The organism is Hahella sp. HNIBRBA332 (assembly GCF_030719035.1).
Lineage (GTDB): Bacteria > Pseudomonadota > Gammaproteobacteria > Pseudomonadales > Oleiphilaceae > Hahella.
Genome location: NZ_CP132203.1, coordinates 6,727,277 through 6,749,967, shown reverse-complemented (window position 1 = coordinate 6,749,967; position 22,691 = coordinate 6,727,277). Strand labels below are relative to the sequence as shown.

Genomic DNA, 22,691 nt, shown 5'->3' with positions numbered 1-22,691 from the left:
GTGACGAGAATAGAGGGAGATTAATTATGGAAATTACGATAGGGGTCATCGTCGTCACCCGCAGTCGCGGTTTTTTCGAAACCGGACTCAGCGTTTTGAGCGACATTCGCGGTGAAGTATTCCAGCAAGTATCTCTGGATGCGGATATCGAATTTGAGGAAAAGCTGCCCAGCACGCACCCCGTTTATGAAGAAGCCCGCGACAAGGCGGTGCGTTTCCTTGGCAAGCGCAAGGAGCGCATTTCCATGCGGGTGATCCAGGCGGACAGCCTTGAGCGGGCGCGGGAGAAAATCCTGCAAGCGCCCCTGCTCGGCGCCAACTTCCAAGTGGGCATGGTATACGTCGACTACGCCGATCCCCAGTTTGAAGATCTGGCGCCACAGCAGATCGACACGCAATTACGGGATTTTTACTCGGTATTGCGGCAAGCGGATATTCCCGTCTTCCAGTCCTCATTTTCGACCGTGGTGTACACCCTGCCGCAACGTCCGCGCATACGGCACCAACCGATGGAATACATCGAGCGGCAGCTACCGGACGACCGCTCCCTGCTGCAAGCGGACCTGCTGTGTCTGTGGATGGATTTCTTTGAAATGAGTTACGCCAACCGCCGCGTAAAACCTGCGGCCCGGGTCCTGCCGCACAACACTCTGGGAGAGCATCTGATCAACTTCCTCAGCGCGCGCGCGGGCTCGGAATGGCTGGGCTTCTATTTCACCGGCTCGCTGGTCTCCAACATGATCAACCATCTGGAGCAGGAGGCCGAGCGCCGCAATGTATTGCTGCTGCGCGGTCCCAGCGAACACAGTCTGGCCTGCGGCGCGATGGCCAACTGGCAGTTGTACCGCCGCCCCTTTCTGATCGTGGTCACCAGCGGCATGATTGACGAATTCAAAGGCACCATCGCCAATCTGCGGGAAGCGCGAGCGCAAGGTTTCATCGTCTGCGCGGAAAACCGTCATGATCAATGGTTCGCCTTTCAGGGCACCGTGTCTGTGGAGGAAGATTCACGGGAGGTGATCAAAGCCCGCGGGCTGCCCTACCTGTACCTCAATGACGTTGATCGCCTGCAGGAAGACCTGCAGAAGGCGATGGAGCTGTACGACGCCAAACGTGGTCCGGTGGTGCTGCTGGCCACCCAAGCGGTGTTGGAAGCCTGCAGTCGCTTCGACATTGCTTACCCGCCCGCCCCGCAAGCGCCGGCGGACGCCATTCCGGAATCGGCCCAACCGGTGCTGGATCAAGTTATGTCGTTGCTGAATGACGGCCCGGACAAGCTGGTCTGGCAGTGCGGCGCCATGGATGACGAAGAACTGGAGCTGACCCTGTCCATCGCAGAGCGTGCGGGAGTTGCGCTGGTGGATTCACTGACCTATCCCGGTTCCGTGCCCAAATTCCGCCATTGCCAACGCAATCGCAATTACCTGGGCACCCTTGCGGTCTATGGCTATAGCCCGCGGGTGTACAACTTCCTGCACACCAACGACAAAATGAATCCGCAGTCCGAGCAGTGCCTGTTTTTCATGAAGAGCAAGCTGCATCAAGTATGCACGCCTTTCTCCGATGGCCGTTTGCAGCGCAAGCTGCAGATTGTGCAGCTGACCGAGAATCCTGAGCATATTTCGCCCTATACCGACTTCCCGCTGGTGTTGGAGCACAAGCAGTTTCTCCGCTACGTGGATAAACATCTGGCGCCGTCGCCGGAGCTGGTGGCGCGACGTTATCAAGCCATCGCGTCCGTGCCTGACTCGCCTTCGGATATGGCGAGCCGCTTACCGACCACACCCATGACGCCAAACTATTTCTTCGCCCGCCTCAACAAGCTGATGGAGAAACTGATCGTCGAGCATGGCTACGACTACACCGGTCTGTATGACGTCGGACGCTGCGGCATTTCAGCTGTGCGCAACCTGGCGCGCACGCGTCGCGGATTTTCCGGCTGGTATGGGCGCGCGTTGATGGGGGATGCGCTCATGGCCAGCATCAGTCTGGCGTTCACCAGCCCTTCCAACGTAGTGGCGTTCATCGGAGACGGCGCCAAAGGGCTGACTCCCGATGTGCTTCCTTCATTGTTGGAGAACGCTTTGAGCTATCCCGGTCGCATGAACCGCAATCTCACCATTTTCTATTTCTGTAATGGCGGACATTCGGTCATTAACACCTATCAGGAGCGCATTCTGTTCAATTACACCTCACGACAAATGCGACTGGTCAATGTCACCGATCAGGATTGGGAGGACGAGCTGGGCGGTCTGCGTTTCACCTCGCGCACGCTGACCACGTTCGATCCGGCGGCGCTGACGTCGGCGCTACTGCGCCCGGGTTGCGTCAATTTGTTCTCGGTGATGGTGTCTCATAACAACGAAGGCGACGGCATCAGTCTGGCCACCGCCACCGGCTGGCAGCGCGATGCGGCCATTCAGCCGCAAGCTGAAGCGAAAGCAGAAACGGCAACGGGAACGGATACAGAAACGGATAAAGAAAGCGCGCAGCCTGTCGTTTAGACGCTGGCGGATAGCAGTTCAGTAAAGGATATCACTGTTATGAAATTCGGATTTATCGGACACCCGACCTCCATCGGGCTGAAACGTTACGTAAAAATGCTCGACTTGCTCGACCGCAGTTCGCGGGACCTGCAAGTGGGCTATCAGCGGGAAATTTGGAGCCAACGCAATCTGGTGCCCTTCGTCGATTTCTGCCGCATTCAATCCCCCGCCGGCGTGAGCTGCGAAGGCATCGTGCATTACCTTCCGCTCACCGCAGAGGAAATGCTGTCCACGCCCCGGGCGGTGCAACAGCGTATTTTCGAAGGCATTGAATCATTGCAGGCGCAGGGCGCTCAGCTCGTAGGCCTGGGCGGCTTTACCTCAATTATCGGCAAGCGCGGACTGGTGACGGCGGAGCGCGCCGACATCCCCGTGACCAGCGGCAACTCTCTCACGACTTACGCGGGATATACTGTGCTGCTGCAGACGCTGGAGCGTTTGCAGCTGGATCCGGCGGACGCGCAGGTGGCGATTGTCGGCTATCCCGGCTCCATCTGTCTGGCGCTGGCCAAGCTGCTGCTGCAGCTGGGCTGTCGTTTGGATCTGGTGCACCGGGGCACGGCGGATGATACGCAACTGCTGGAACATCTGCCTGAGCACTGGCGCAGCCGGGTCACTTTGTTGAACTCCATGGATGCAGCGTACGAGCGCAATCGTCTGTTCGCCGCCGCCACTTCTTCCGGTGGCGTGATCGACGTATCCCGCCTGTCGCCCGGCTCCATTGTCGTAGACATCGCCCTGCCCCGTGACGCAGAACGCCCCCCCACGCCCCGCACCGACGTGCTGGTGCTGGACGGCGGATGCGTCACCGCTTCGCCGGACACCAAGCTTGGCGGCGAATCCATGAACATGTCGATCAAGCAACAGATCAACGGGTGTCTGGCGGAAACCATGGTGCTGGCCCTGGAAGGCCGTGCGGAATGCTTCTCCATCGGTCGAGATCTGCCTCCGGAAAAAGTGCTGGAGATTGGAGCGATGGCGGAGCGTCATGGCTTCCGCGCCTTTCCTCTGGCCTCCTTCGGTGAACGCATCAACATTGAGTTGATCAACGGGCTGCGACGTTTCCACCATAGCGACAACGTCCAGGTCGAAGGCTATACCCCTTCAGATCTGGCGGCGACAGGAGCTAATTCAGGCGAAGCGCGCCGTTCACAAACCGTGCAACGCTTCCGCAGTTATATCAATCCGATGCTGGCGGATTTCCTGCAGATGCAGCGCTGCGACAAAGTCTTCGAACGTGCGGAAGGCTGTACCCTGACCGACACGGACGGCGAGCGTTTTCTGGATATGGTGTCCGGATACGGCTGCCTCAATCTGGGCCATAACCCTCAGGTGGTGACCGAAGCGATCCAGAAATACGTCGCCAACATGGGTCCCAACTTCGTGCAGTACGTTTCCCTGCCGGAAGAAACCTCCAAGCTGGCGGAGCGTCTCTGCGCCGTGGCGCCGGGACGCTTCGAGCGGGTCTTCTTCAGTAACTCCGGCACGGAAGCGGTGGAAGCGGCGCTGAAGCTGGCGAAAGCGGCCAGTCGCCGCTCCCGTTTTGTCTTCGCCAACAACAGTTACCACGGCAAGACCCTGGGAGCGCTTTCCGTCACCGGTCGTGAAAAACATCAGAAACACTTCCGCCCCTTGCTGCCGGGTTGCACAGGCGTGCCGTTCGGCGATCTGGAGGCGCTGCGCGTTGAACTGGAGCAAGGCGACGTGTGTGGGTTCATCATTGAGCCTATCCAGGGTGAAGGCGGCGTCTATCTGCCGCCAGACGGCTACCTTAAAGCCGCCCAGGAACTGTGTCGGCGCACAGGAACCCTGCTGATCGTGGATGAAATCCAGACCGGCCTGGGACGCACCGGACGCCTGTTCGCCTGTGAGTGGGAAGGGGTCGAGCCTGACATCATGGTGTTGTCGAAGTCCCTGTCAGGGGGACTGATTCCGATAGGGGCCACGCTCAGTTCCGCACAGGTCTGGGACGCTGCCTACGCCTCCACCGGCCGCTTTCTGTTGCACACCTCCACCTTCGGCGGCTGCAACCTGGCCGGCGTCGCCGGACTCGCCGCCCTGGAAGGCGTGATTGCGCAGGATCTGCCACGCCGCTCGCAAGAGATGGGCGACTACTTCAAAGCCGAGCTGCAGCAAGCCGTGCAAGCCTACCCTTTTATCAAGGAAGTGCGCGGCCGCGGGCTGATGCTGGGCATCCAGTTCAACAATGACTTCAGCGGCGCCGTGGAAGCCTGCGCCCGGGAATTCGGCACACGTCTGCCGGGAGACTGGCATCTGGCGTACCGCTTTTTCCCTGACGAAGTCCGCGAGCACCTGGCGGCGGCGGTGGGCAAGATGGAGGAATCCCTGGCGGAAATGTTCTGTCTGCGCTTCGTCACCAAGCTCAGTAACGATCACCGCATTCTGACGTTCGTCACCGCCAACAGCTCCACCGTGATCCGTATCCAGCCCCCGCTGATCATCAGTAAAGAGGAGGTCGATCACTTCGTGAAATCCTTCGCCACTGTATGCGAAGAAATGTCCACTTTTATGAACTAAACAACGCCGTTTTTTAACGCATGGAGAGATAGCGATGGAAATTAGCAAAGATCAAATTGTCGACCTGATGATGGGCTTCTTCAAAACCAAGACCCTGACCGCCGCCTTCGACCTGGGGTTGTTCGACGCCATGGCGGAAGGCCCCGCCTCGCTGGAGGACATTTGCGCCCGCGCCAATGTGCCGGCGGAATCCGGCAAGCGCATGCTGATCGCCCTGCAGGCCATGGGATTGTTGCAGCGCGAGGCGGACGCCTATTCCCTGGCGCCGGGCGCCGCGCCTTATCTGGTCAGCCAGTCGCCGCAGTGGCTGGGCTGGCTGGGCCGCCACATCGACGCGTTCCTGTATCCGTTGTGGTCCAACACCGCCCAGGCAGTGCGCGACGACAAAGATCAACGGGAGGCGGTGTTCGGCGACAAACGCAGCTGGTTCGATATCCTGTATCAGAACCCTTCCGACGTAACGGACTTCCAGGAATTCCTGGGCATTTTCGCCAAGCCCTTTATTGATGGCATGGTGGAAGGCGTGGACTTTTCCGCCTACAGCCGCTTCCTGGACATCGGCAGCGGCGTCGGCAGCTTGCCGGTCGCCGTGGCGGAAGCCTGCCCGCACCTGGAGATCGCCATCTGCGAATTACCCAAGGCGGCCTGCTACGTGCGCGACAAGATCATGTCCGGCGAATTCGCTGATCGCATTAAGGTGGTTGAAGGCAACGTGATCGCCGGCACGATTCCGCAACAGGAGTACGACCTGGTTCACCTGGGTTGGATGCTGCACGACTACGCGCCGGACACCCAGTTGCAGATCCTGCGCAACATTTACGAAGCCCTGCCCACAGGCGGCGTCTTCATGGCCAGCGAAACGCCCCTGGACGAGGACGAAAGCGGCCCTCTGTTCACCTCCCTGCTCTCCATCAACATGCTGGTGTCTACGGATGGCGGCGTGGAGTCCACGGCGCAGCAGTACATGCAGCGCTTTGAAGAAGCCGGATTCAGCAACGTGAGAGTGCTGCGCATCAACGGACCGCGCACGTTATTCGTCGGAGAAAAGGCCTGACAAACGGGCTTCGGCCCGTCTTCCAGTCCCCCCTCAAAAAGGAAGATGCACAATGCTAGAGAACACATTATTAACCTACATTTCCGAGAATTATCTGGGCTCGGACGATCAGGGATTCAACGCAGACACCCCAATTCTGGAGCTCAACATCATCGATTCCGGCTCCCTGTTCGATCTGGTGGATTTACTGCGACGCGAAACCGGCGCATCGATCCCCCTCAATCAGGTTACCCCCGGCAACTTCGCCTCCGTGCGCAGGATGGTGGAGCTGGTCACGCGCCTGCAACAACACTAGCCCCGAATATTCAAGGAATGAGGTAACACCATGACAGAACAAGTATTTGCCGATACGCAACAGGCGGAAGAGTCTTTGCGGGAACTGGTGCTGAGCGCCTTGCAACGTCACACGGAATACGCGCAGGAAGACTTTGACGACGACGCGGATTTCGAGGGCGACCTGGGCGTCGATTCCATCACTCTGGCCTCCGTGCAGGCGGAAATTTACCAGACGCTGGGGCTACAGAATAAAGCCGTGCAAGCGGGCCTGGACAACGTCGGGCAACTGCTGCGCCATATCGGTCAACGCCTGCAGAAAGAAGGTCTCAGCGTCGCCACAGTGGCGCAGCAAACGGCGCCGGCCCGCCGCGCTGACGCACAGGACGACGCATTGAGCGCGAATGTGCTCGACGTCTATCAGGCGCACACTGGCTACCGTCGTAGCGAGCTGGACCTGCAAGCGGACCTGGAGGGCGACCTGGGCGTCGACTCTGTAACTCAGGCTGCCGTGCTGGCGGAGATCGCCAAGCTCATGCGCATGGAGAAAACCGGGTTTCCCGCCGGACTGAGCACCATCGCGCAAGTCATCGCCTACCTGCGCGAAATCGGCGCCGACGACGCCCTGGCCCGCCCCGCCAAAGAAGTGGGCGCGGCGCCTGAGTCTCAACCTGCGCCTGAACATCCAACGGAAAGCCGCGCAAGCGGCGGCATGTGGACGGATTTCATCGACCGTCTCAATCAGGACGACGTGAAGGAGCCCAGCGACGCAGCGACGGAGCTCGCGGATCAATTCAAGCTAAGCTTCCTCGCCAGCGGCTTCGGCCAGAAGGACATTTCCGCCCTGCACGACCGCCTGCGCAGCGAGCATGGCATGCCCGCTCACCTGAGTCTGGCGGACTGCGATACGCCTGAGAAACTGCTGCAATACATCAGAGCCAGTCGTCCGCATCAAGTGGAAGCCCTGGGTGCGGAACATCTGGAGGCGAACTACAGCGCCAACGCGGCGGCGGAAAACGATCCCCGCACCATGAAGGATTTCGTCAATCTGCCGGATCGCGATCTGTTTCATAAGACCCGGGAGTTCCGCAAATTCTACGTGGCGAAGCAGCAGGCGCAGCTGTACTGGTACGGCATGCCTTTGGAATCCCAGTGCCGTAACCGCGCGGTGATCTATGACGAAGTCACCGGACGGCGCAGGGAGTTTCTGATGTTCGCCTCCAACAATTACCTTGGACTGGCCAACCATCCGGAAGTCATCGAAGCCATCGCCGAAGGCGCCCGCCGCTACGGCGCCACCAACACCGGTTGCCGCCTGATCGGCGGCAGCAATGTCTTGCACAAGGAGCTGGAGCGTCGTCTGGCCAAACTGAAGGGACGCGAAGCCTGCATCGTGTATCCATCCGGCTATTCCGCCAACCTAGGCTGTATTTCCGCGCTGGCCGGGCGCAACGATCTGGTGTTCACCGACTCCATCAACCACATGAGCATTCAGGACGGCTGCAAACTCTCCGGCGCCTCACGCAAGATCTACCAGCACAGCATGGACAGTCTGGAGACCACCTTGAAAAAATACGCCGACCACGACGGCGGCAAGCTGATCGTCACGGATGGCGTGTTTTCCATGCATGGCGATATCGTCGATCTGCCGCGCCTGGTTGAATTAGCGCAGCAATACGGCGCCCGCGTATTGGTGGACGACGCCCACTCCACCGGCGTTCTCGGCAAAACCGGCTCCGGCACCACCGAACACTTCAACATGAAGGGCATGGCCGATCTGGAGCTAGGCACCATGAGCAAGGCGCTGGCCGGCGTCGGCGGTTTCGTGTGCGCGGATGAGGACGTGGTGGAGTACCTGCGCTTCTATTCCAACTCTTACGTGTTCGCCGCCACCATACCCGCCGCCGTCGCGGCGGGCGTGATCGCCTCTATCGACGTGATGGAGCGCGAGCCGCAGCGGTTGAGCAAACTCTGGAGCAACATCCATCGTCTGCGCGGTCATCTGCTGGGCGCCGGGTTCGATCTGGAGCATTCCAATAGCGCCATTATTCCAGTGGTGGTGGGCGACGACCGCAAAACCCTGGAACTCGGCCGCGCCGTCCGCGCCCGCGGCATGTACTGCCAGACCGTGGTGTTTCCTGGCGTGGCGGTGGGCGACGCGCGCCTGCGCATCAGCGTCACCAGCGAACACACTGAGGAAGACCTGGATCTGGCGGCGCAGATCATCATCGACGCGGCGAAAGAAGTGAATATTCCCGTCACGCTGTGATCCGATCATCCCGGATGGCGTAACGTCAGCCATCCGGGATGATGTCACTGCGCCAGCTTAATGCAGGATTGGAGGAGAGCAGGCATGAAAGCACAAGAAACGGAAAGCGGATTTGTTCCTGTCATCGACTATTTACGACGCTCCGCCGCCAAATTTCCCCTGCGACCGGCGTTTGTCGGCCCGGAGGAAATAAGCTACGAGCAATTCTACGCCAGAGTGCGTCGCTGGGCCGGCTATTTCCGCTATGCCGGGTTGCAGCCAGGGGATCGCGTGGCCATCTGGCTGCCCAAGCAGATCGATTATGTTGTCGCCCTCTACGCCGCCATGGAGTGCGGCGGCGTATATGTTCCCATGGACGGCATGCAGCCGGTGGAGCGGGCGAAAAAAATTCTCGCCGGCGCGGAGCCCGCCATTCTGGTTACCGACAGCGCCCGTTTTGAACAACTGGGCGATACGACTTGTGCGTCATTACGGCTGGCGCTGGTCACCGACTTCCACAAAGTTCCCGATGCGGCGGCGCCCGGTCGTTTCGCCGTTGCGTCACGGGTCTCGGCGGACGCCTTCGAACCACCGGAGCAGACGCCGTATCATCCTGGCTCACAGGATCTGGCGGCGATTCTATTCACCTCCGGCTCCACCGGCATGCCCAAGGGCGTGCAAATCAGCTACGGCAACCTGCACGCCTTTATTGGCTGGGCGCTGCAAGAGCTTTCCTTGAGCGAGCAAGATGTCTTTTCCAATCACGCCGGGTTCCATTTCGATCTCAGCACCTTCGATCTGTTCGCCGCCGCGGCGGCGGGCGCGGGGGTCTGGGTTATCGCCGAGGATGAACAGCGAGATGTCGCCGCGCTGGCGGAAGGCATCCATCGCTATGGGATCAGCGTGTGGTACAGCGTTCCTTCCATCCTGTCCCTGATGGTGAACGCAGGCGCATTGGATACCGACATCGCCGCCTCGCTACGCTACCTGATTTTCGCTGGCGAAGTCTTCCCGATTCGCCCCTTACGGGAGTTAAGCCAGCGTCTGCCCGCGGGTTGCGCGCTCTACAACTTCTATGGTCCGACCGAGACCAATGTCTGCCTTTACTATCAAGTGACGGCGGAAGACCTGCAACGTGACAAGCCGGTATATATCGGCGCCCCGCTGCCCGGGCAAACCGCCATAGTACTGGACGACCAGGGCGCGCCGGTCACCGCTCCCGGCGCAATCGGCGAGCTGATCATCGAAGGCTCCTGCGTCACACCGGGCTATCGTAACCGCATCGACCCCGCCAATTACGACAACCATCAGCAAGGACGCCACGCGACCGGCGATCTGGTGGGCTACGAAAACGGCTACCTGTACTACCACGGACGCAAGGATCGCATGCTGAAAATCAACGGCTACCGGGTGGAGTTGGGAGAGATCGAAGCTGCGTTGTCGACCATGCCGGGCATCCGGGAAATCGCCGTGGTGGCGGAAATCACCGAGCAGGCGCAAAACCTCATCGCTTACTTCAGCGCGGTTGACCCGATCTCTGCGCCCAGTGTGCTCGCCATCAAGCAATACTGCCAGACGCGGCTGCCCCGCTACATGATTCCCAAGCTGGTGCGCAGACTGGACGAGCTGCCGAAAAGCCGCAACGGCAAAATTGATTATCTGGCGTTAAAAGAGTTGGCGATCAAGCCAAGCGTTGCGCCGCGGATTCACACAGACCCGGTTGCCTGATATGACTGACGCCAGCTTATTTACTTCCACATCCCCCGGCTCTCATGACCAAACCCTGCGGGAGCCTGTCGCCATCGTCGGTATCGCCTGCATCACGCCTTCCGCCCAGGATACAGATTCCTTTTGGCGGCTGCTTGAGCAGGGCGGGCGCGCGCCCCTGCGCGCCATGCCGACACACCGGATACCGCAAACAGGAGCAGCGGCCAGGGCGCATCTGGACGCTTGGCGCGGCTCGTTTTTTGAGGAGGCGGAGAGTGATTTCAAACGCTTTCGCATTCCTCCCGCCTACCGCAAATCCGTTTCCCAGATGATGTTGTTACAGCTGCGCGCGGCGGAGCAATGTCTGCGTGACGCTGGCTATCCGGACAAACGCCCGCCACTGGACGACACGGACGTGTACAGCGGCGCCTGTTTTTGCTTCGACAGCGCGCTTAACAATGCCTTGAAAGTGGAAGGCGTACGGCTCGCCTACGAAGCGGCGGAGCAACGGCCAGGCGATGGCGAAGCCGACCTGGACGCGATCCGCGAACGTCTGCGCGAGCACTTCGGCTTGTCCTCTCATGACCGCGTCGGCGAAATGGCGAGCAGCATACCCGCCCGCATCGCCTCGCATTTCGGCTTTCGCGGCCGCGCCCAGGCGCTAGAGTCCGCCGACGCCACCAGTTATGTCGTCTTGGAGGCTGCCTTATTGGCGCTGTCAGGAGGCCAAACCAAAGCGGCGCTGGTCATCGCCGGACAGCGCTATGATAGCCTGCTGCCGGCCCTCGCCCTGGAGAAAAAAGGCTTCGCTTCCGGCGCGCCGTTCACCGCCAACTCTCCCGGGGCGCCGCTGGCGGAAGGCGCCACGGCCTTATTATTGAAGAAGCTCAGCGATGCGCGTCGGGACGGCGATCGCATCTACAGTGTCATTCGCGGCGCCGCCAGCGCCCGCCGGGACTCTCCCTCCGGCTATCGCTACGGCGGTGATGCCGCGTTGAAGTATCAGGCCGCTGCGGAAGCCTGCCGTCAGGCCAATCTCGATCCCGCCAGACAGGGCTACATTGAGTGCGCATTGCCCGGTCATGCGGAAGAGAGCAAAGCGCTGTTGACCGCGCTGGCGGATTTGCGCCATGACGATAAAGTCTCTCTGCGTCTGCGTTCCTGCGTCGCCAACCTGGGGTACGCTTTCGCCAACGCCGGACTCAGCGCCATCGCCGCCGCCAGCCTGGCGCTGCACCACGGTCGCCTGCCCGGCATGCCGCAAACGGACGGCCAGGAGTTATTACTACGCCAGAACATCGATTACGGCGTCGGACGCAGCGAGTCCTGGCCGCAAACGGGCGAGTTTATCGCAGGCGTGTGCGGCGGCGGACTGAGCGGCGTCAGCTGGCATATAGTGCTGTCCAGCCCGGACGCGATCCCAGCAGACATAGAAACTATTCCCCCATCGCAAGAGCCCATCGCCATTGTGGGCGTAGGCGGCTCTTTCGGCCCCTGGCGGGACATTTCGGCCATACGCGCAGGTCTGTGGGATAGCGCGGATGGCATTCAACCATTGCCGGAAACAGTACTGCCCCGTCGCGCCTTCTTCAGCGCGGACGCATCGCGACCGTTGAGCTGTTACGCGCAATATGGCGCGGCGCTGGCGCAAAACGAGTTCGACTTATCCCCTTACAAGATTTTTCCACGCCGCGCCGCCGGCATGGACCGTGCGCAGAAGCTGGGGCTGCAAAGCGCCGCAGAAGCACTGGCCGACTACGGTCTGTCACGCAAACGTCAGCGCCAGGGCGCCGCAGCGGTGTTTATCGCCAGCAACCTGAGTCTGGGACAGGAACGCGCGCTCTCAGCGGCGCTGCATTATCCCCAGTTGCAGGCGCTGTTCGCTGGCTCGCCATTGGCGGCGTACTTTCAGGACGCCTCCGCAAGACAGCGACTCTCCCCCGAGGAGGTCGATCACTTCACGTTCGACAGCTTTTCCGCCAGCGGCATCGCAGCGCTGATCTCCAATTGCTTTCAGCTTAACGCCGCCCCCGCCGCCGTTGAAGCGGCCTGCGCCTCTTCCCTGGCGGCGCTGCATAACGCCGTGCTGGCGCTGCGCAGTCATCGCTACGACCTGGTGCTGGCGGGAGGCGTGGAGCTGCCGGTGAACATTCGCGATCTGACACTGTGCTCCGCGCAAATGATGCTGTCGCAACACAAAATCGCGCCTTTCGCGGTAGACGCCGACGGGTTTTCACCAGGGGACGGCGCCGGCATGTTCGTACTCAAGCGTCTGAGTGACGCCTTGCGGGATGGCGATACTATTTACGCCGCCATCACCGGCGTCGGCGCCTCCTGCGACGCCCGCTCCATGACAGCGCCGGACCCACAGGGACAGGCGCTGGCCATGCGTAAAGCCTTCGTTCAGGCCGGTTACTCTCCCGCTCGCGTGCAGTATGTGGAAACCCATGGCACGGGCACGCGGCTGGGAGATATCGCAGAACTAAGCGCATTAAACGAGGTATACCAGACACCGGATCGGAGCGGCCCGCTCAAGGTCGGCTCGGTCAAATCCAATATCGGACATACCTTCGCCGCAGCAGGATCAGCCGGCCTATTGAAAACCCTGCTGGCGATCCGTTACGGTGATATCCCCGCCACACTGTTAAGACGGGAGATGAATCCTGAGCTGCCCCTGGCGGAGATTCCCACGGAGCCTGTTACCGCCCTGCAGCCCTGGCCATTGGGCGAAGACGCCCGCTACGCCGCCGTCAGTTCATTCGGCACCGGCGGCGTTAATTATCATCTGCTCTTAAAGTCCGTAACCGATACCCATGCGGCGCCGGACGACTCTCAATACACTGCAAGTTAAGGAAAGGGAACGAAATGGAAACCATCATTCACAAAATTCGCCTGCTCGATGTCGCTAAAGCTGATGTCTTTGAGACCTGGGTGCAAAACGTTGATTACGCTACCTGTCCCGACCTGCACAGCGTCGTGCGGTTTGACGTGCATCGCGCGTCTCTGGACCCGGCTGCGCCCTACCACTACCTGGAGGTGATAAAAATAACCGATCGCGCCGCCTTTGACGCCGATATGGCCACCGCCACCTTCGCCGGACTGGTGCAGGCCTTTTCGCGCATGGCGGAAGTGGTGGAAGAGCTGGCGGGCGAGCAGTTGGGCTCGGGCTATGCCGCAGGCTGAGCCTGCTGCGTCCCCTCCTCGCCTGCATTCAGGGAAATTACCGGCTTCAGACTGGAACCGCTCGCTGATGGTCGGTCCCTGGCGTCTGCACGCGGTGTCGGTGAGCCGCTGGCGCAGCCATTTTGAGACGGAAGCGGACCTGCGCCGGGTGTTCGATCTGCGCGAACGACGCCACCTGCGCCAGATTCGTTTCGCCAAACGCAAGTTGGAATGGGGCGCGGGAAGACTGGCCGGGAAGCAGGCGCTACAGCATCTGCAAGCAGAGTTGGCGACGCCGCAGCGCGCCTTACGGGACATCATTATCAGTAATTGCAAAAATGATCCCCATCAAGGCCGTCCGGAAGCCAACATGGAAGGCTACGTCAGCATCAGCCACTCTGGCGACTGGGCGGTGGCGGCGGCGGGACGCTGCCCCGTCGGCGTCGATATTGAACCCATTCGCGCCTTCTACGGCTCAGTCTGGGAAATGGCTTTCACCCCGGAGGAACGGCGCTGGCTGTTACGTCGTGGGCGCAACGAACGCGACGCTTCCGCCACCATGGCGTGGGCGTTCAAGGAGGCGCTGCTGAAATGCTACGGACGCAGCATTTTTGGCTGGTTCGCTGACGTAGAGCTGCATCCGCCGGGCGACGCCGGCGCACTGTCCTGGACGCTATCACGGCGGCTCAGCCGGGAACTCGGCGCTATCGCCAATACGCCTCTGGTGGCGATAGCAGACCGGTTTCAGGGATGCGCGCTGGTGGTTGTCGGCAGCCCGCCGGCACTCTGCGAGCAGCTTTGGGAATCGTAAACGGCGAGGAAATCGATGCATCCGACGGATAGGCAGACAATTCGCGATCTGCCGTTGATCTGAAAACGACGGGACCTGGGTATGTCAGGCTCTGTCTGTCGCGGCGTGTCGCCGAGCAGGCGCAAACCTGCGCCGAGTGATTAACCTGTCAATCTTATTGCCATGTTAATGCTAATCAAAGGGAGCTTTATTTATGCAGTCGACATTCGCTCATGAACTGCAGGAAACCGTGGATCTGGCGCGCTGGGCGCCGTCTTCCCACAACTCGCAACCCTGGACGTTAATCCATATTCAGGAGCGCGAGCGGGCCAACGCACTCCTTGGAGAGACGCTTCAGGATGGAGAGCAATGCGTCGTCCTGGCGTTGAACAGCGCTCGCAAACTCAAAGCCCTGGAAAGCCTGGAAATCGAGATGCTGATGAGCTGCGGATTATTTCTGGGCTTGTTTTGCATGACGCTGGGCGTCAAAGGCCACGACTGGCGCCTGCGCTGGCTCTGCGAGGGCGAAAAAAGCGCCCCCCTCATAGAACTGGAACAGGAGCACAACTGCCTTGCTCTGACGGCGGTGCGCATCACGCCTGACAGTATAAAGCCCACCAACGATGCTGAAGATTGGCGACGACTGGTTCTGCATCGACGCACCCACCGCGGCCCTTTTAACCCTTTGCGTATTAGCGACGAAGGGCTGCAGAAACTGCTGGCGAAGCGTTGGCCGTTGTCCTTGACCGGCGAGCACTTGCTGATGCGGGTCGAGCGCGACCCCGCTACGATTCGGCGCGCGGCGCAACTGGTGAAACAGTATGCGGTGCTGGACTTCGCCAACTATAAGGCCTGGCGCGAGACCTATCGCTACATCCACTTTTCCCTGGAAGAAGATTCGGAAGACGGCTTCTATCTGCAAAGTCTGCTCGGCCCGCAAAGCAAGTGGAGCAGTCTTTTCTACCGCTGCCTTCTGGCGCCGCCGGTCATGCAGGCGCTACGGCCTTTCGGCGCGCCGCAACGCATGTCAGATCAGCTTGGCGCGCTGGTGGAGGACACATCGCAATTACTGTTCTGCCACCTGGGAGATGAGCACATGACGCCCAAAGCACTGACTCAGGCTGGCGCGCGCTTGATGGAGGTTTGGCTCAACGCCCAAGAGCAGAAGCTGGCGATACACCCGGTCAGCGTCATGCTGCAGCATGATCAGGCGCGCATTGAGATCGAGCGACTGCGGGACGAAAACGGGCGCATGATTTTCTTCGCCAGGCTAGGCGCAATCAAAGAAGTTTTCGATAAAAGTCCCAGAAGAAAAACCAACGGCATCATCGCCGCCGGATGACCCACGGAGCCCAAAGAACAGCTGACTCAACGGAGCCGACACTCCCCCTAACCCCGTCGCCAGACGGCCTACTCAAGTTCGATAGAAAAAGGAAAAGGAAATATGGAGCAACAATGGATAATCATGATCATTGTGATCGAGGCCATGGCCGTCGCCGGCGTCATTGCTGCCTTGATCACCAAGGACACCAAAGCGCCGTTTATCTTTGGATTTAATACGCTATTACCAGTGACGCTGGTGTATTGCTGGTACGGCGATGCAGATCTGGTGCGCAAAGCTCTACTGCTCGGCATGGTGATTATTTACCAATTGCGCATGAATGTGGTGCTCACGCTTTGGTACAACAACACCGCCGCCGCCAAGCTCAAAGAAGTCATGCCGCTGTCGGCCATCTACTTCTTACCCATCATTCTCGCCAACGTATTTGGGTGGCTCTACTGCCTGCCGTTCCAATGGGCGGCGGACCGTGTCGGCCCACTGAACTGGATAGATTACAGCGCCGTCGCCGTCTATCTGGTCGGCACCATTTTCCATTTCGGCAGCGACTATCAGAAACACCTGTTCAAGCAACAACCCAACTCCCGCGGCCAGATTCTGGACACTGGTTTCTGGCGCTATTCCCGCCATCCCAACTACTTCGGCGACTTCCTGATTTACGTCTCCTTCGGCCTCACCGCCGGCAACCCCTGGGGCGTCATCGCGCCACTCGCCAACATCGCCCAATACATGGCGGACGCCATTCCCAAAAGCGAAAAAATGGCGGAAGAACGTTATGGCGAAGCCTGGCGGAACTATAAGAAAAAGGCCAAATGCCTGATTCCGTTTGTGATCTAATCAAAGCTTAACGTCCCAGAAGCCAAATTCCCGGGAAGTAACGTGGCGGCCAACCGCCACGAAAGACAGGGCCAGGCACACCGCAGGCCCTGTCACTTGCAGTCATCTAACCCCTCGTATTGCTAATACGCGCTTTAATCCATTGATATGCCTTTGGAATTCCAATCCAGAGGAAAGCCGAGACAAAGATTACGAACGTAAGGATAATCGCCATCACGTTCATCGCTGTGTAACGATCGCCGTATACGCGCAACGTGTATTCATGAAGCGACCACATCAAAAAACCAAATATGCACAGGCCTAAAATCAGCAAAAGTCTCATAGGCTCAAACTAAATTAGTCAATAAATTGAAATACATGAATGGATAGATGGGCGCCTACACGCAAGCCGCGCCCAAGCTGTGGATATAAGAACAAAGCAGACTCTTCCCTTCCTCAACGTTCTTGAATCGAGAGCGACTGTATTCACAACAAACAACAATGCCTGTGGGCAAATGGGTTAAGCAAACGTTACTGCTGGTTTGACGAACCATCGGAGAATCGGGGGTATCATTGGCGTAATACTGTATGGATAGATGCTGTTCCGCCATCGTTGGGTTGGCTTGCTCATCCCACTGAGGATAGAGCTTTGCCAAGTGGTCTCCCTGCCCCTGAAACGGCGGAGCCTTTTGCATTATTTCGTATGCGTGCGGCCCATAGAACTTCACGATGAAGAAATCCGGTCCGCCACAGCGCTTGGCGGAAGCACTCGGCTCATAGAGAAGTTCAGATACAAGCGCTTTTCGCTCCCCATACAACACACAGACCTTCAGTAGGTCGGGAAACGTGTCCGCATCGGATTGAGGAGTAATATTGAGATATGCGTTCATCAGCGCCGACCTTAACTCGATAAAGCCGGTCAGTGTAGCTTAATGGCCGTAGTTTAGAAAAAGACCCCAAATCCCTTTGGGTTAAGCGCTGTTCCGTGCGCGCAAGGACATCAACTCAGTGGGGTGAGAAATCCCTATCTCTTACGCCTTCCATTACCACATAGACAGCACAGCGGCAGTGGCTTCCCTGCGGTGAAACGATCACACCTTCGACCAGCGCCGCTTTACAAGAGACATATTACGCAGCGGAGCGACAAAGGCTGTCGCCGTATGCATTTATTTGAAAAATTCTGTGTAATCAGGCTGCTTGGTTTGACCGCCATTGATCGCAGGCGTTACCATGCCGCCTCTCTTCATGGAGCCGGACGGGACTCGAAATCCGTTTAACCTTCATAGGAGAAAAACATGAAAAAGATCAAGACGTTATTCGTCATCGATCGCCATAGCCATGCGGCGACGGAGCAAGTGGTTCCGGAATCCGCCTGGGTGTTGCAAGGCATAGGGCTCGCCACCGAAAAATTCGACGGCAGCGCCTGCCTGTTCAGAGAAGGCCGTTTGTGGAAACGCTACGACCGTAAACTGCGCAAGCCGTTCGCCGCCAAACTCCGCGCCGGACGTCTCGAAACGCTGGACCACGCCATGTTCAAATCGGCGCCGGACGGATTTGCGCCTTGCGAGGCGGAGCCTGACGCCATCACCGGACACTGGCCCGGCTGGCTGCCGGTTTCCGAAGGAAGTCCAGAAGACCGCTGGCATTGCGAAGCCCTTGCACAGACCGCCGGCGCACTGATCGAAGGCCAAACCTACGAACTGGTCGGCCCCAAAGTTCAGGGTAACCGCTACCAGCTGCAGCGCCATGCGTTGTGGGCCCATGGCGGCAAGATCCTGACGCCGCCGGAGCGCTTGGACTTCCACTCTCTGCGAGACTGGATGGCGGCGCAAAACATGGAAGGCATTGTTTGGCATGCGCCGGATGGACGCATGGCCAAACTGAGACGAAAGGACTTCGGCTTTTCATGGTGAATACAGGCCTGGGAATCTTCCCAGGCTTTTATTTGCCCCCTCCAACTCCCCCACTGTTCGCTCTATCCGCCAGCCTACCTCTACTAACTTGCGGTTTTAAAAACGCTTTTTTATGCGCGTTAAAGAAATATTATTTGCCGGGTAATATTGACTTCATTTTTTACCCGGGTATTATTGGCGGCATATTTTTCAGGATAGCTGTGGTTACTGCTATCCGAGCTAGCACAGGAGTGAAACAGATGAGCGCAAAAGAAACTCAGAGTTATACCGGCTTTCACGGCCACCAGCTTTTCGCCGCCGGCGACTTACCGGAAGTGGCGTTAAAGGCCAAGTCTTTACTGGAGCAGGACGCCAACGCCCCCGTCGCCATTTACGACAACGCCACCGGACGGATCGTGGATATCGATTATCGCGGAACGGCTGAGGATGTTATCGCCAGAATCGCAGCACGCAGCGAAGATGGCCCCAAACCTAAAGCTGGACCTGGACGTCCCAAATTGGGCGTAGTATCGCGGGAAGTCACGCTGTTGCCCCGTCACTGGGACTGGTTGAGAGCGCAGCCCGGCGGCGCATCCGTGGCGTTGCGCAAGCTGGTCGAAGCGGCCAGACGCGACAATGTGGACAAAGACAGATCTCGCTTGGCGCTGGAAGCTGTTTATCGCTTCATGTCCACCGTCGCCGGCGACTTCCCCGGCTTTGAAGAGGCCTGTCGCGCCTTCTTCGCCAAAGACTATGAAACCTTTGATGACATGATTTCGCTATGGCCTGACGACATTCAGGACTATATCCGGCATCAGACTGAGAAGGCGTTGGAGATGGAGAAGCAAGCGGAGGCCCAGGACTGAGCCCCGCTATTCAGCTCGGCGACACGCGCCCTGTTATGGCGTGTGTCGCCGCTTTCGCGCGAAAAAACTAAAACTGATACGTCACCGCCACAGACAGGAATCCCTGCGCGCCGCCCAGATCGTCTTCAATATCGCGACGTTCGCGCTCCAGATTATCCGCAGACAGAACGCCCCCAGGATCTCTGGCGCTCAGCTTCACATCCGGGTCGCTTAACGGCGTCATCACGCCCAGCTCCGCCTGAAAAGAGAAGCCGGATTCACTACGAATGCGATTCCCCCACCCCAGGCTCAGATAAGGCGCCCAGGAGGATTGATCGACTTCCGCATCCAAACGCACATTATCACTGCTGCTGACATGGGCTCCGCCGACGTTGAAAGACTGCCCTGACTTGGTCGTCCCTTTAATGTCGTGATCAAAATAAACCAGACCGCCGGAGAAGAAGATGTTATCCACATACTTACCAGAGAAGGGATACCAGTCCACGCCGCCTGTCAGCGTCCCGGTGCGGTAATCCGCTTTGTATTTGGTTCCGCTCAGCTCAAGGTCGTCGACGTCATCCACATCCAGCCCGCCGAAGGTGAAACGCAGCTGCAGTTGGTCTTCATCCACCAAGCTCCAGTCCGTCCGTTTGGCGGCGGTGACGCCAACGCCCTGCGTCCCCAGCATGCCGCCGACAGAGTAATCCGCCGCCTGCGCCGAAGTCGCGTAAGCCGCCGCAAGAATAAGTGTCGCCCCCAGACGACCGATAGAATTGCCAGCCATTGCCCGGCCTCCCTCTTTATCAATTTTCAAATCTAACTTCACAAAAGGAGATGTGATCTTAAGAGGCCAAACGAAAAAGGTATGTGGCTGATTTGGGACAGAATGTGACGCCAATTCCGCGCATGAGACCGGAGTGATTCGTCAGGAATAAGGCGCGGATTTGGCGAGCAGGATAAACGAGGCAATCGGAGGAAAAGCGGTCTTTTTAACCGGCGGTGCGCGTATGAGCCGGCCAGGAAATCTCAATCGCGGCGCCCCCTAATGAAGAGTCGCCGACGGTGACGCTGCCCTGGTGCCACTGCGCGATCTGGCTGACGATAGCCAGTCCGAGGCCGTGTCCGCCGGATGAGGCGCGTTCGGCGTTGCCTAATTGGGCGAAGGGCTGCAGGATGGTCTCCCGTTCCGCCTGGGGAATGCCCGGACCGTCATCTTCCACCCGTAAGCGACAGAGCGCGCCGTCGCGACGCAGGCTGACCCGCACACAGGATTGCGCATAACGAGAAGCGTTATCCAGCAGGTTATGCAACACCCGCCCCATGGCGCGTGAGTCCGCCCAGATGCGGGCGCCGCGCAGGGTTTCGTCACAGACAAACTCACACGCCAGCTCGCTGCGTTCCGGCTGATGTAAGTCCACTTCTTCCTCTACCAGAGCCGCCAGATCGACCTCACTGAAGTGATTAATGTCGATGGCGCGACTGTAGCGTGAATGAGTAAGCAATTGATTGATCAGGTAATCCAGTGAATCGATGCTGGCGTGGATGCTTTTGCGATATCGCTCCTGTTCTTCCGCCGTGCAATCTTCCGATTCCAGAATTTCCACCGCGAAGCGAAGTCGCGCCAACGGAGTGCGAAGATCATGAGCGACCGCATTGGTCAGCTGTTGGTGAGAGCGCACCAGCTTCTGAATGCTGTCCGCCATGGCGTTGAAGGACCGGCCCAGACGCGCGGCGACGGAGCCTTTACGCAACGTCACGCGATGCTCCAGTCTGCCCTGACCAAACTCCGACGCCGTGCGGTCAAGACGTTTGAGATCACGCCATAGGGGCGTCAACCAGGATAATAACCCTAGAGAGGTAGCTAACATCATGGCCGTGAACACGGTCACCAAATAAGAGAGAGCAACCCCGCCGGGCGAAGGCGTTGGCCCCGCGGTCAGGACTTTGTCGCTATCGCCAATACGGTAGTATAACAGCGTTTCATCGTCCTCGGTGGTGGTCCAGGCGTAGCCTTTCTGCATCAGCGCCTCTTGTTTCTGCGGCGATATGTCCAGCTCAGTCAGCGCCAGCATCTCCAGCGGGAAACGAAATTCAGCCTGCAATTGCGTCTTTAACTGCGGCCATTGCGCCTCCGGCGTTTCCGTAAACATGTCGCCCAGCAGAAACAAGGTGCCTTTGGCGCTGCGCAAGGTCTCTTCGTCATCCGTCTCATCCAGCACCATTTCTATCACCCAGTCGCTGTCGCCGACCCTGCGCCAGAGCACATCGGTATCCACGTCTGAATAGACATAACCGCCGTCTCGCAGGGTATCGGCATACTGCGTTTGCGTGAGTAATTCCGCCAAGGGCGTCAGCCGCAATCGATAGCCGAAGTGGTTATCCAGCGACGCCACTCTGTCCTGCCAGTCGCTCTGTGGCCGCTCCGCCAAATCACGGTCAATCAGGAAAAACGTGCCGTTATAGGTATTAACAAAGTAATTGAGGAGAATGCGTTTTTTGATGTAATGAACAGGGTTGTAGGACTCTACCGTCAGCAACAGTCCCACAGGTAATATAATGACGACCACCAGGCGCAGCAAGGTTCTCAGCATCATCTTCAACGGTCCCCAGCCAGGTCAGGATCAGTGCAGAGTTGATAGCCTTTGCCCCGAATCGTCTTGATGATGTCCTGCCCTGCCCCGCCGTCTTGCAGTTTCTTGCGCAAACGGGAAATGCGCCGGTCTATGGAACGATCCAAACCGTCGTAATCGAAGCCGCGTAATTCCTGAATGATAAAATCGCGATCGACCACTTCGCCCAACGACCTCGCCAACAGTAATAACAGCTCGAATTCCGCGGTGGTAAGCTCCACCGAGCGATCGCCCAGTCTGACCACGCGGTTGCGCAGGTCGATCGTCAAGGCGCCGGCGCTGATCACGTTTTTATCCTGAGTCATCGCCGCAACGCCCTCACCGCTGCCGGTATGCTCCAGCCGTCGCAGCAGCGCGCGAATGCGACTCAGCAGTAACCGCGGCTGCACCGGCTTAACAATATAGTCGTCCGCGCCGAGCTCCAATCCCAGCATTTGGTCCATATCCTCATCCAGCGCCGTCAGCATGAGAATAAAGCCGTTATAATCCAGCCGCGCCTGCCGACATACGTCCATGCCAGACAGCCCGGGCAGCATCACGTCCAGAATCACCAGCGCCGGACGTTGCGTCTGGATTTCCCGCACCGCATCCAGCCCGTTGGCGACAATCGCCACCTGGAAACCATTTTTAGTCAGATAATCCTGAATCAAGGAAGCCAGCTCCTGGTCATCCTCCACCAACAGCAAGCGATGATTGTGAGCGCAGTTCGAAAATACGGGTGTCATGATAGGAGAGCGTCGCCTTAACCAACCGAATCAGGGGGAAATTCGCTCAGTGTAGGAAAAAATGCGATGGGAGAATACCAGCCTGTGTAACAGGTTTGTGACAGTTTGGGACAGCCAAGCGCCCTC

The 22,691-nt window shown here is 58.8% G+C and carries 17 protein-coding genes; 13 read left to right on the top strand and 4 right to left on the bottom strand.

Annotated elements, in window-relative coordinates:
* Window positions 1-26 precede the first annotated feature (26 nt).
* From O5O45_RS30045 to O5O45_RS29995, 11 genes are all read left to right on the top strand, one after another.
* Window positions 27-2,504: a biosynthesis protein PigD gene (locus O5O45_RS30045; RefSeq protein WP_305902941.1), complete on the top strand. Its 2,478-nt coding sequence runs from the start codon at window positions 27-29 to the stop codon at window positions 2,502-2,504.
* A gap of 39 nt (window positions 2,505-2,543) precedes the next feature.
* Entirely contained in the window at window positions 2,544-5,084 is a 2,541-nt protein-coding gene (locus O5O45_RS30040) for an aminotransferase class III-fold pyridoxal phosphate-dependent enzyme (RefSeq protein ID WP_305902940.1), read from the top strand.
* 34 nt (window positions 5,085-5,118) lie between these two features.
* On the top strand, window positions 5,119-6,138 hold the full coding sequence (locus O5O45_RS30035; RefSeq protein WP_305902939.1) for a methyltransferase: 1,020 nt from the start codon (window positions 5,119-5,121) through the stop codon (window positions 6,136-6,138).
* 52 nt (window positions 6,139-6,190) lie between these two features.
* On the top strand, window positions 6,191-6,433 hold the full coding sequence (locus O5O45_RS30030; RefSeq protein WP_305902938.1) for an acyl carrier protein: 243 nt from the start codon (window positions 6,191-6,193) through the stop codon (window positions 6,431-6,433).
* Window positions 6,434-6,463: 30 nt separating this feature from the next.
* The gene (locus tag O5O45_RS30025) at window positions 6,464-8,680 is read left to right on the top strand and encodes an aminotransferase class I/II-fold pyridoxal phosphate-dependent enzyme (RefSeq protein ID WP_305902937.1); all 2,217 of its coding nucleotides are present in this window, start codon (window positions 6,464-6,466) and stop codon (window positions 8,678-8,680) included.
* 84 nt (window positions 8,681-8,764) lie between these two features.
* Entirely contained in the window at window positions 8,765-10,387 is a 1,623-nt protein-coding gene (locus O5O45_RS30020) for an amino acid adenylation domain-containing protein (protein WP_305902936.1), read from the top strand.
* Window position 10,388: 1 nt separating this feature from the next.
* Complete coding sequence (locus tag O5O45_RS30015) at window positions 10,389-13,217, top strand: beta-ketoacyl [acyl carrier protein] synthase domain-containing protein (RefSeq protein WP_305902935.1); 2,829 nt, start codon at window positions 10,389-10,391, stop codon at window positions 13,215-13,217.
* Window positions 13,218-13,231: 14 nt separating this feature from the next.
* Window positions 13,232-13,549, top strand: coding sequence for a RedY protein (locus O5O45_RS30010; protein WP_305902934.1), 318 nt, complete (start codon window positions 13,232-13,234; stop codon window positions 13,547-13,549).
* Window positions 13,536-14,339, top strand: a complete 804-nt coding sequence (locus tag O5O45_RS30005) for a 4'-phosphopantetheinyl transferase family protein (protein ID WP_305902933.1) — start codon at window positions 13,536-13,538, stop codon at window positions 14,337-14,339. The genes O5O45_RS30010 and O5O45_RS30005 overlap by 14 nt, the downstream gene beginning before the upstream one ends.
* Window positions 14,340-14,532: 193 nt before the next feature.
* Window positions 14,533-15,660, top strand: a complete 1,128-nt coding sequence (locus O5O45_RS30000) for a nitroreductase family protein (protein WP_305902932.1) — start codon at window positions 14,533-14,535, stop codon at window positions 15,658-15,660.
* A 102-nt stretch (window positions 15,661-15,762) separates the two neighbouring features.
* Window positions 15,763-16,494, top strand: coding sequence for a DUF1295 domain-containing protein (locus O5O45_RS29995; RefSeq protein WP_305902931.1), 732 nt, complete (start codon window positions 15,763-15,765; stop codon window positions 16,492-16,494).
* A gap of 377 nt (window positions 16,495-16,871) precedes the next feature.
* Here the strand turns inward: O5O45_RS29995 and O5O45_RS29990 are convergent, their stop codons facing one another.
* A complete protein-coding gene (locus tag O5O45_RS29990) occupies window positions 16,872-17,363 on the bottom strand; it encodes a peptide chain release factor family protein (protein ID WP_305902930.1) in 492 nt (163 codons plus the stop codon).
* 405 nt (window positions 17,364-17,768) lie between these two features.
* Here O5O45_RS29990 and O5O45_RS29985 point away from each other — a divergent pair, with 405 nt between their 5' ends.
* Complete coding sequence (locus O5O45_RS29985; protein WP_305902929.1) at window positions 17,769-18,386, top strand: RNA ligase 1 family protein; 618 nt, start codon at window positions 17,769-17,771, stop codon at window positions 18,384-18,386.
* 239 nt (window positions 18,387-18,625) lie between these two features.
* Window positions 18,626-19,231, top strand: coding sequence for a DUF2239 family protein (locus O5O45_RS29980; protein WP_305902928.1), 606 nt, complete (start codon window positions 18,626-18,628; stop codon window positions 19,229-19,231).
* A gap of 67 nt (window positions 19,232-19,298) precedes the next feature.
* Here O5O45_RS29980 and O5O45_RS29975 read toward each other — a convergent pair whose 3' ends face one another.
* The 3 genes from O5O45_RS29975 to O5O45_RS29965 form a co-directional block, all read right to left on the bottom strand.
* The gene (locus O5O45_RS29975; RefSeq protein ID WP_305902927.1) at window positions 19,299-19,994 is read right to left on the bottom strand and encodes a hypothetical protein; all 696 of its coding nucleotides are present in this window, start codon (window positions 19,992-19,994) and stop codon (window positions 19,299-19,301) included.
* Between the two features lie 205 nt (window positions 19,995-20,199).
* On the bottom strand, window positions 20,200-21,804 hold the full coding sequence (locus tag O5O45_RS29970; RefSeq protein WP_305902926.1) for an ATP-binding protein: 1,605 nt from the start codon (window positions 21,802-21,804) through the stop codon (window positions 20,200-20,202).
* A gap of 2 nt (window positions 21,805-21,806) precedes the next feature.
* Window positions 21,807-22,565 carry a response regulator gene (locus O5O45_RS29965; protein WP_305902925.1) on the bottom strand — a complete coding sequence of 253 codons (759 nt, stop codon included), beginning with the start codon at window positions 22,563-22,565 and terminating at the stop codon, window positions 21,807-21,809.
* Between the last annotated feature and the right edge of the window lie 126 nt (window positions 22,566-22,691).

Coding starts and splice junctions, on each gene's coding strand:
- O5O45_RS30045 (WP_305902941.1), top strand. CDS start 27: ATGGAAATTACGATAGGGGTCATCGTCGTCACCCGCAGTCGCGGTTTT.
- O5O45_RS30040 (WP_305902940.1), top strand. CDS start 2,544: ATGAAATTCGGATTTATCGGACACCCGACCTCCATCGGGCTGAAACGT.
- O5O45_RS30035 (WP_305902939.1), top strand. CDS start 5,119: ATGGAAATTAGCAAAGATCAAATTGTCGACCTGATGATGGGCTTCTTC.
- O5O45_RS30030 (WP_305902938.1), top strand. CDS start 6,191: ATGCTAGAGAACACATTATTAACCTACATTTCCGAGAATTATCTGGGC.
- O5O45_RS30025 (WP_305902937.1), top strand. CDS start 6,464: ATGACAGAACAAGTATTTGCCGATACGCAACAGGCGGAAGAGTCTTTG.
- O5O45_RS30020 (WP_305902936.1), top strand. CDS start 8,765: ATGAAAGCACAAGAAACGGAAAGCGGATTTGTTCCTGTCATCGACTAT.
- O5O45_RS30015 (WP_305902935.1), top strand. CDS start 10,389: ATGACTGACGCCAGCTTATTTACTTCCACATCCCCCGGCTCTCATGAC.
- O5O45_RS30010 (WP_305902934.1), top strand. CDS start 13,232: ATGGAAACCATCATTCACAAAATTCGCCTGCTCGATGTCGCTAAAGCT.
- O5O45_RS30005 (WP_305902933.1), top strand. CDS start 13,536: ATGCCGCAGGCTGAGCCTGCTGCGTCCCCTCCTCGCCTGCATTCAGGG.
- O5O45_RS30000 (WP_305902932.1), top strand. CDS start 14,533: ATGCAGTCGACATTCGCTCATGAACTGCAGGAAACCGTGGATCTGGCG.
- O5O45_RS29995 (WP_305902931.1), top strand. CDS start 15,763: ATGGAGCAACAATGGATAATCATGATCATTGTGATCGAGGCCATGGCC.
- O5O45_RS29990 (WP_305902930.1), bottom strand. CDS start 17,363: ATGAACGCATATCTCAATATTACTCCTCAATCCGATGCGGACACGTTT.
- O5O45_RS29985 (WP_305902929.1), top strand. CDS start 17,769: ATGAAAAAGATCAAGACGTTATTCGTCATCGATCGCCATAGCCATGCG.
- O5O45_RS29980 (WP_305902928.1), top strand. CDS start 18,626: ATGAGCGCAAAAGAAACTCAGAGTTATACCGGCTTTCACGGCCACCAG.
- O5O45_RS29975 (WP_305902927.1), bottom strand. CDS start 19,994: ATGGCTGGCAATTCTATCGGTCGTCTGGGGGCGACACTTATTCTTGCG.
- O5O45_RS29970 (WP_305902926.1), bottom strand. CDS start 21,804: ATGATGCTGAGAACCTTGCTGCGCCTGGTGGTCGTCATTATATTACCT.
- O5O45_RS29965 (WP_305902925.1), bottom strand. CDS start 22,565: ATGACACCCGTATTTTCGAACTGCGCTCACAATCATCGCTTGCTGTTG.